This window comes from Streptomyces sp. NPDC006512 (assembly GCF_040611935.1).
Taxonomy (GTDB): domain Bacteria; phylum Actinomycetota; class Actinomycetes; order Streptomycetales; family Streptomycetaceae; genus Streptomyces.
The window spans coordinates 1-10,563 of the sequence record NZ_JBEXPG010000115.1; the positions used below are offsets into that span (position 1 = coordinate 1).

The 10,563-nt window shown below is 74.0% G+C and carries 1 protein-coding gene; it reads left to right on the forward strand.

Annotation, left to right across the window (positions count from 1 at the left end):
* The coding region (locus tag ABZZ17_RS39375; RefSeq protein WP_356884095.1) for an amino acid adenylation domain-containing protein at positions 1 to 10,563 on the forward strand (10,563 nt) is incomplete at both ends.

Here is a 10,563-nt window from a genome sequence, read left to right on the forward strand (position 1 = left end):
CTGTCGCCGCTCCAGCAGGGTCTGTTCTTCCACGCCGTCTACGACAGCCAGGGCGAGGACGTCTACACCGTCCAGCTCGCCCTCGACATCGAAGGACCGCTGCGTCCCCGATCCCTGCGCGCCGCCGCCGAGACCCTGGTCGCCCGGCACCCGGCGCTGCGCGCCGCCTTCCGCAACGACGGCGGCCTCACCGCCCCCGTCCAGGTGATCCCCGCACACGTCGACCTGCCCTGGACGGAGATCGACCTCACCGTCCTGTCCGAGGCGGGACGCGCCGCGGCCACCGACGCCTGGATGGCCGAGGACCGGGCCGTCCGCTTCGACCCGGCCCACGCCCCCCTGATGCGCTTCGCCCTGCTCCGCACCGGCGCCGAGCGCCACCGCCTCGTCATGACCAACCACCACATCCTGCTCGACGGCTGGTCCATGCCCGTCCTCGTCAAGGAACTGCTGACCCTCTACGGCCACTCCGGCGACGGAACCGCGCTGCCCCGCGTCACCCCGCACCGCGACTACCTCACCTGGCTCGCCGGACAGGACCGCGCCGCCGCCGAAGCCGCCTGGAGCGAGGTCCTCCACGGACTGGAGGAACCCACCCTGGTCGCCCCCGCCGGCCGCGACGGCAGCCCCGCCGCGCCCGACCGGGTCACCGTCGACCTGCCGGCCGAGCTCACGGCACGGCTCACCGACGTCAGCCGGACCGGCGGCTTCACCCTCAACACCCTCCTCCAGGCCGCCTGGGCCCTGGTCCTCGGGCAGCTCACCGGCCGTACCGACGTCGTCTTCGGCGGTACCGTCTCGGGCCGTCCGCCGCAGGTCGCGGGCGTGGAATCGATGATCGGCCTGTTCATCAACACCCTGCCCGTCCGGGTCGCCCTGGACCCGGCCGAAACCCTCGGCGCCCTGCTGGACCGCCTCCAGACCCAGCAGGCCGCCCTGATGGACCACCAGTACCTGGGCCTGACCGACCTCCAGCAGACCGCGGGCCTCGGCGAACTGTTCGACACCCTCGTCGTCTTCGAGAACTACCCCCTCGACGCCGACGTCCTGGACATCGGCGGCGGCCTGCGCGTCACCGGCATCGAGGGCCACGACGCCACCCACTACCCGCTGATCCTCACCGCCGTCCCGGGCGAGCGCCTCCAGCTGCGCCTGGACTTCCGTACCGACCTCTTCGAGACGCCGTCCGCCCGCGCCCTCGTGGACCGGCTCACCGGCGTCCTGGAGAACGCCCCGTCCCTCCTGACCACCCCCGTCGGCCGGATCCCGCTGCTCTCCGACACCGAGCGCGAACAACTGGTCGTCGCCTACAACGACACCGCGCACGACGACGTCTCCGCCGATGCCGAACAGGTCGTCACCCGGCTCTTCGCGGAGCTGGTCGCCTGGGCGCCGGCCACCGAGGCCGTCGTCTCCGACACGGGCACCCTCTCGTACGGGGAACTCGACGCCCGCGCCAACCGCCTCGCCCACCGCCTCATCAAGGCGGGCGTACGCCCCGAGGACCGGGTCGCGCTGCTCATGGAGCGCTCCCCGGACCTGGTCGCGGCCCTGCTCGGCGTCCTCAAGGCCGGCGGCGCGTACGTACCCCTGGACCCGCGCTTCCCCGCGGCCAGGATCCGGCACGTCCTCGCCGAAACCGGCGCGACCGTCCTGCTCGCCGACTCGACGGCCGCGGCCGAGGCCTTCACCGGCAGCGGCGAAGACACCGACGGCACCGCCCTCACCGTGATCGAGGCCGGCCCGGCACTCGCCGACGGCCCTGCCCACGACCCGGCCGTCGTCACCCGCCCGGACCAGCTGGCGTACGTCATGTTCACCTCCGGCTCGACCGGCCTGCCCAAGGGAGTCGGCGTCACCCACCGCGACATCGTCGCCCTCGCCGAGGACCGTCGCTTCCTGTCCGGGCACGAGCGGGTCCTGCTGCACTCGCCGACCGCCTTCGACGCCTCCACCTACGAGCTGTGGGTGCCGCTGCTCGGCGGCGGCCAGGTCGTCGTCGCCCCCGCCGGCGACCTCGACGCGGTCCGGCTGCGCGAGCTCGTGTCCCGGCACGGCGTCACCGCCCTGTGGCTGACGGCCGGACTGTTCCGGCTGATCGCCGAGGACGGCCCCGGCAGCCTCGCCCGGGTCAGCCAGGTGTGGACCGGCGGCGACGTCGTCCCCGCCGGCGCGGTCCGCCGCGTCCTGGAGGCCTGCCCCGGCCTGACCGTCGTCGACGGCTACGGCCCCACCGAGACCACCACGTTCGCCACCACCCACCGCATCCTCACCGCCGCCGAACTCACCGACCGCGTACCCATCGGCCGGCCCCTGGACGGCATGCGCGTCTACGTCCTCGACACGGCGCTGCGCCCCGTCCCCCAGGACGTCGCCGGTGAGCTGTACATCGCCGGCGCGGGCCTGGCCCGCGGCTACCTGGGCCGCCCCGGCCTGACCGCGGAACGGTTCACCGCCGACCCGTACGGCCCCGCGGGCGCCCGCATGTACCGAACCGGCGACCTGGCCCGCTGGAACGCGGACGGCACCATCGACTACCTCGGCCGCACCGACGACCAGGTCAAGGTCCGCGGGTTCCGCATCGAACTCGGCGAGATCGAGGCCGTCCTCGCCCGGCACGAACACATCGCCCAGGTGGCCGTGGTCATCCGCGAGGACGTTCCCGGCGACCAGCGCATCGTCGCCTACACCGTCACCGCGCCCGGCGCCCGCACCACCCCGGCCGAGCTCCGCGAACACGCGGCCGCCGGACTGCCCGCCTTCATGCTGCCCTCCGCGTACGTGTCCCTGGACACGCTGCCGCTGACCGCCAACGGCAAGGTCGACCGGCGGGCACTGCCCGCCCCCGACCTCGCCGCGGGCACCGGCGGCCGGGCGCCGCGGACCCCGCAGGAGGAGATCCTCGCCGGGCTGTTCGCCGAGATCCTCGGCCTGCCCGCGGTCTCCGCCGACGACAGCTTCTTCGACCTCGGCGGCCACTCGCTGCTCGCGACCCGCCTCGTCAGCCGGATCCGCCCCGTCTTCGGCGTCGAACTCTCCGTCCGTACCCTCTTCGAAGCCCCCACCGTCGCCGCCCTCGCGACCCGGATCGCGGGCGCCGGCCGGGCCCGCACCGCGCTCACCGCACGCCCGCGGCCCGAGGAGGTCCCGCTCTCGCCGGCCCAGCGCCGCCTGTGGTTCCTCAACCGGTTCGAGGGCCCGAGCGCCTCCTACAACCTGCCGCTCGCCCTCCGCCTCGACGGCGAACTCGACCCGGCCGTCCTCGGCGCCGCCCTCGGCGACGTCACCGACCGGCACGAGAGCCTGCGCACGGTCTTCCCCGAGCTGGACGGCCGACCACGCCAGTGGGTGCTGCCCGCCGGCGTGTCCGCGCCGGCGCTGCCCGTCACCGAGCTGACCGCCGGCGAACTGGACGCGGCGCTCGCCGCGACGATCGCCGAGGGCTTCGACCTGACCACCCAGGCCCCGCTGCGGGCCCGCCTGTTCCGGATCTCCGCCACCGAGCACGTCCTGCTCGTGGTCCTGCACCACATCGCCGGCGACGGCTGGTCGCTGGCCCCCTTCGCCCGCGACCTGGGCACCGCCCACGACGCCCGGCGCGCCGGCCACGCCCCCGCCTGGGAACCGCTGCCGGTCCAGTACGCCGACTACACGCTGTGGCAGCGCGAGGTCCTCGGCGACGAGAACGACCCCGACAGCGCGCTCGCCCGCCAGATCGGCCACTGGCGCACCGCCCTGGCCGGCTTGCCCGAGGAACTGGCCCTCCCCGTCGACCGGCCCCGCCCCGCCGAGGCCAGCCACCACGGGGCGTCCGCCCCGCTGGCACTCCCCGCCGACGTCCACGAGCGGATCACCCTGCTCGCCCGCACGCACAACGCCAGCGTCTTCATGGTCGTCCAGGCGGCACTGGCCGCCCTGCTCGGCCGGCTCGGCGGCGGCGAGGACGTTCCCATCGGCAGCGTCATCGCGGGCCGCACCGACGAAGCCCTCGACGACCTGGTGGGCTTCTTCGTCAACACCCTCGTCCTGCGCACCGACCTGTCCGGCGACCCCACGTTCGCCGAACTCCTCGGCCGGGTACGGGAGTCCGACCTCGCCGCGTACGCCCACCAGGACGTGCCCTTCGAACGGCTCGTCGAGGTCCTCAACCCGGCACGCTCGCTGGCCCGCCACCCGCTGTTCCAGGTGATGCTCGCCTTCCAGAACAACGCCGAGGCCACCCTCGACCTCGACGGGCTGCACGCCACCGCACTGCCGGTACGCCTGGAAGCCGCCAAGTTCGACCTGCTGTTCTCACTGGAGGAGACCTTCACCGCCGACGGCGGCCCCGCCGGGCTGCGCGGAGTCGTGGAGTACTCCACCGACCTCTTCGACCGCTCCACCGCCGAGGCGATCGGCGCCCGCCTGGCCCGGCTGCTGGACGCCGTCACCGCCGACCCGAACCTGCCCGTGGCCGCCGTCGACGTCCTCACCGACACCGAGCGCACCCACGTCCTGGGCGACTGGAACGACACGGCCCGCGAGGTCGCCGACGCCACCGTGCCCGAGCTGTTCCAGCAGCAGGCCGGCCGCACCCCCCACGCCCCGGCCGTCCTGCACGCCGGCCGGGAGCTCACCTACGACGAGCTCAACGCACGCGCCAACCGGCTCGCCCGGCTGCTGATCGCCGAGGGCGCCGGCCCCGAGCGGTTCGTCGCCCTGACCCTGCCGCGCACCGCCGACATGATCGTCGCCCTGCTCGCCGTACTGAAGTCCGGCGCCGCCTACCTCCCCGTGGACCCCGGCTACCCGGCCGACCGCATCGCCTACATGCTGGCCGACGCCCGGCCCGCGCTCGTCCTCACCACCGCCGAGGCCGCGGCCGTCCTGCCCGACGGAGTACACACCCTGCTCCTCGACGACACGGCCGTGCGCGCACGCCTCGCCGCCCAGCCGGACGGGAACGTGAGCGACACCGAGCGGATCCGCCCCCTCGACGTCCGCCACCCCGCCTACGTCATCTACACCTCCGGTTCCACCGGCCGGCCCAAGGGCGTCGTCGTCGCCCACCGCAACCTGGCCGACTTCGCGGCCTGGGCCGCGGCCGACATCGGCCCCGAGCGGCTCTCGGACGTGCTCGCCGCGACCTCGCTCAACTTCGACGTCTCCCTCTTCGAGATGTTCGGCCCGCTGCTGACCGGCGGCCGCATCGAGATCGTCCGCGACGTCCTCACCCTGCTCGACACCGAACCGGGCCGCCACTACAGCCTCGTCAGCGCCGTGCCCTCCGCGCTCGCCCACACCCTCGCCCAGTCCGACGCCCCGCGCTTCGGCGCCGACCTCGTCGTCCTGGCCGGCGAGGGCCTGTCCGCCCACACCGCGAACGCCATCCGCACGGCCGTGCCCGGCGCCTCCCTGGCCAACATCTACGGCCCCACCGAGGCCACCGTCTACGCCACCGCCTGGTACGGCGGGCGCACCGCCCCCGAAGACCGGACCCCGCCCATCGGCAGGCCCCGGCAGAACACCCGCGCCCTCGTGCTCGACGAACGCCTGCGCCCCGTCCCGCCCGGCGTCGCGGGCGAGCTCTACCTCGCCGGCTCCGGCCTGGCCCGCGGCTACCTGGGCCGGCCCGGCCTGACCGCCGAACGATTCGTCGCCGACCCCTACGGCCCGGCCGGCTCGCGCATGTACCGCACCGGCGACCTGGTCCGCTGGACCACGGACGGTCAGATCGACTACCTGGGCCGGACCGACTTCCAGGTCAAGGTGCGCGGCTTCCGCATCGAACTGGGCGAGATCGAGGCCGTACTGGCCCGGCACGAAGGCGTCGGCCAGGTGGCCGTCGTGGTGCGCGAGGACGCCCCCGGCGACCCGCGCATCGTCGCCTACACCGTCCCCGCCACCGGAACGGACACCGCCGCCACCGCCGACGCGGCCGCGCTGCGCGCCCACGTGGCCGCCGCACTCCCCGAGTACATGGTCCCGTCCGCCTTCGTCGCGCTCGCCGCGCTGCCGCTCAACCCCAACGGCAAGCTCGACCGGCGCGCCCTGCCCGCCCCCGACTTCGGGGCCGCGGCCGGCGCCGGGCGGGCCCCTCGCACCCCGCAGGAGGAGCAACTGACCGAGCTCTTCGCCGAGGTGCTCGGGGTCGGCACGGTCTCCATCGACGACAGCTTCTTCGACCTCGGCGGCCACTCCCTGCTCGCCACCCGCGTCGTCAGCCGCATCCGCACCCTGTTCGGAGCCGAACTCGCCGTACGCGCCCTGTTCGAGACCCCGACCGTCGCCGCGCTGTGCGAACGCCTCGGCGGCGCGGGCGGCGCGGCCCGCCCGGCCCTGACGGCCAGGGTCCGGCCGGAGGCCGTACCGCTCTCGCCCGCCCAGCGCCGGCTGTGGTTCCTCAACCGCTTCGAGGAGCGCAACGGCACCTACAACCTGCCGCTCGCCGTCACCCTCACCGGTGACGGCCTCGACACCGCGGCCCTGACCGCGGCGCTGGGCGACGTCGTCGCCCGGCACGAGGCCCTGCGCACCGTCTTCCCCGACACCGACGGCCGGCCCCGCCAGCAGGTCCTCGCCGCCGACACCGTCCGGCCGGCCCTGCACGGCGCCCCGTACACGGAGCAGGCGCTCGCCGAAGCCGCCGCCCGCGACTTCGACCTCGCCACCGAGGTCCCGCTGCGCGCCCACCTGTTCACGGTCGACGCCCGGACACACGTCCTGCTCCTCGTCGTCCACCACATCGCCGCCGACGGCTGGTCCATGGCCCCCCTGGCCCGCGACCTCGCCGACGCCTACCGCGCCCACCGCGGCGGCACGGCCCCGGCCTTCGCGCCGCTGCCCGTCCAGTACGCGGACTACACGCTGTGGCAGCGCGAGGTCCTCGGCGACGAGGACGACCCGGGCAGCGAACTCGCCCGCCAGATCGCCTACTGGCAGCAGACCCTGGACCGGCTGCCCGAAGAGCTGCCCCTGCCCACCGACCGCCCGCGCCCCGCGGAGACCAGCTTCCGCGGGGACACGGTGCCCCTGCACCTGCCCGCCGAAGCCCACGCCCCCCTCGCGGAACTCGCCCGGACCTCCCGCGCCAGCGTCTTCATGGTCGTCCAGGCGGCGCTGGCCGCGCTCCTCGGCCGCCTCGGCGCCGGCACCGACATCCCCATCGGCTCCCCGATCGCGGGCCGCACCGACGAGGCCCTCGACGACCTGGTGGGCTTCTTCGTCAACACCCTGGTGCTGCGCACCGACGTGTCCGGCGACCCCACCTTCCGCGAACTGCTCGACCGGGTGAGGGAGTCCGACCTCGCCGCGTACGCCCACCAGGACGTGCCCTTCGAACGGCTCGTGGAAGTGCTCAACCCGGAGCGCTCCCTGGCCCGGCACCCCCTCTTCCAGGTCATGCTCTCCCTGCAGAACAACGCCGCCGCCGCCCTGGACCTCGACGGCCTGTCCGTCGCGCCGCACCCGGTCACCGTCGACGGCGCCAAGTTCGACCTGTCCTTCCAGCTCGTGGAGGAGTTCACGGCCGACGGTGACCCCGCCGGCATCGGCGGCCGCATCGAGTACGCCACGGACCTCTTCGACGCGGAGAGCGTCACGGACCTGGCGGACCGCTTCACCCGCGCCGTCAGCGCCCTCGTCACCGATCCCGACCGGCCGCTGTCCCGGCTCGAAGTCCTCACCGACACCGAACGCCGGCAGGTGCTGGCCGAGTGGAACGACACCGCCCGCCCGGTGCCGGCCGACACCCTGCCCGACCTCTTCGAGCGGCAGGCGACCCGCACCCCGGAGGCGACCGCCCTGGTGGCCGGCGCCGACCGGCTGACCTTCGCCGAACTCGACGCCCGCGCCAACCGGCTGGCCCGCCTGCTCGCCGGCCACGGCATCGGCGCGGAGGACCACGTCGCCGTCGCCCTGCCCCGCACCGCGGACCTCGTCGTCGCCGTCCTCGCGGTCACCAAGGCCGGCGCGGCGTACGTACCCGTCGAGCCCTCGCACCCCGCCGACCGCATCGCCCGGGTACTGCAGGACGCCGGCACCGCCGCGGTGATCACCACGGCCGGTGCCCGCGACACCCTTCCCCTGGACCGCGGCGGAGTCCGCGTCGACCTGGAGTCCCCCGCCGTCACACAGGCCCTGCGGGCCCTGCCGGACACCGCCCTCACCGACACCGACCGCGTACGCCCCCTGGACGTGCGTCACCCGGCGTACGTCATCCACACCTCGGGCTCCACCGGCCGGCCCAAGGGGGTCGTCGTCCCGCACTCGGGCCTGGTGAACCTCTTCCACCACCACTTCGGCGAGCTGTACGCGGCCGAGACCGAGGGCGCCGGCCGCCCCCTGCGGGCCGCGCTCACCGCCGCCGTCTCCTTCGACGCCTCCCTCGACCCGCTGCTGTGGCTGGTCGCCGGGCACGAGCTCCACCTCGTCGACGACGACACCCGCCGCGACGCGCCCGCGCTCGTCGCATACGTCCGGGACCACGGCATCGACTTCATGGAACTCACCCCGTCCTACGCCGAGCAGCTCGTCGAGGGCGGTCTGGTCCGCGACGAACGGGCCCGCCCGCGCATCCTCGCGCTCGGCGGCGAGGCCGTCAGCCCCGCCCTGTGGCAGGAACTGGCGACCACGCCGGGCATCACGGGCTACAACCTGTACGGCCCCACCGAGGCCACCGTCGACACCCTCACCGCCCGCACCACGGACGTCTCCCGCCCGCTGGTCGGCCGGCCCGTCGCCAACGCCCGTACGTACGTCCTGGACGAGCGGCTCAGGCCGGTCGCCCCGGGCATCCCGGGCGAGCTGTACATCGCGGGAGCCGGCCTGGCCCGCGGCTACCTCGGCCGCGCCGACCTGACCGCCGAACGCTTCGTCGCCGACCCGTACGGTCCGTCCGGTACGCGGATGTACCGGACCGGAGACGTGGTCCGCTGGACCCGCGACGGTCAGCTCGACTACCTGGGCCGGTCCGACGACCAGGTCAAGGTCCGCGGGTTCCGGATCGAGCTCGGTGAGATCGAGACGGTGCTGGCCCGCTACGAGGGCGCCGCGCAGTCCGCCGTGATCGTCCGCGAGGACACGCCCGGCATCAAGCGCCTCGTCGCCTACGTCGTCCCGCGCGCGGACACCCTCGACACCGCCGTGGTCCGGGCCCACCTGGCCGCCGCACTGCCCGAGTACATGGTCCCGGCCGCGTTCGTCGCCCTGGACGCCCTCCCGCTCACGGTCAACGGAAAGCTCGACCGCAAGCAGCTGCCGGCGCCGGACAACCAGGGCACCACCTCGGGCCGCGCCCCCCGCAGCGAACGCGAGGCACTGCTGTGCCGGCTGTACGCCGAGTTGTTGGGTTTGGGGTCGGTGTCGGTGGAGGACAGTTTCTTCGAGCTGGGTGGCGACAGCATCGTGTCGATCCAGTTGGTGAGCCGGGCGCGGAAGGCCGGGCTGGTGTTCTCGGCGCGTGAGGTGTTCCAGTGCCGGACGCCGGAGGCGTTGGCGTTGGTGGCGCGGTCGGTGTCGGCGGGTGTGGCCGAGGCTGAGGGTGCGGGTGTGGGTCTGGTCGCGGAGACGCCGATCGTGGGGTGGCTTCGGGAGCTGGGCGGTCCGGTGGACGGGTTCAACCAGGCGATGCTGGTGCGGACGCCGGCGGGTGCGACGTGGGAGCGGCTGGAGGCTGCTCTGCAACGCCTGCTGGATCACCATGATGTGCTGCGTGCGCGTCTGGTGCGTGGTGGTGCGTCGTGGAATCTGGTGGTGCCGGAGCGGGGTGCGGTGCGGGCCTCGGAGGTGTTGCGGTGCTCGGTTGGTGATGTGGGTGCGGAGGCGGTGGCGGCGCGGTCGCGGCTGGCTCCGGATGCGGGTGTGATGGTGCAGGCGGTGTGGTTCGAGGAGTCGGGCCGGCTGTTGTTGATGGTGCATCACCTGGTGGTCGACGGTGTGTCGTGGCGTGTGCTGCTGCCGGATCTGGCGCAGGCGTACGAGGGTGGTGGGCTGGATCCGGTGGGGACCTCGCTGCGCCGTTGGGCGGGGGAGCTGGCGGGTCTCGACCGCAGCGCGGAGCTTCCGCTCTGGCTGGAGCAGCTGAGTGGTGCGGACATCCCGCTGGGTGCCCGCCGGCTGGATCCCGAAGTGGATACCGCGGAGACCGTCCGTCACTTGTCGTTGTCGCTTCCGGCCGAGGTGACGGGTCCGTTGCTGACGGAGGTCGCGGCGAGGTACCGGGCGACGGTCAATGACGTGCTGCTGACGGGGTTCGCCCTGGCGGTGGCCGCCTGGCGTGGCGATGCCGGTGGTGAGGTCCTGGTGGATGTGGAGGGTCATGGCCGTGAGGCGGTGGTCGAGGGTGTGGATCTGTCGCGGACGGTGGGCTGGTTCACGAGCATGTTCCCGGTCCGTCTCGACGCGGGCAGTGGTGGTGACCTGGGCCGGGCGTTGAAGGCGGTCAAGGAGCAGTTGCACGCGTTGCCGGATCATGGCATCGGGTTCGGATTGCTGCGGTATTCGGGTGTGGATCCGCAGGCGGCGGCGGTGCTGGCGGGTCTGGCGAAGCCGCAGATCGGATTCAACTATCTGGGCCGTTTCGAC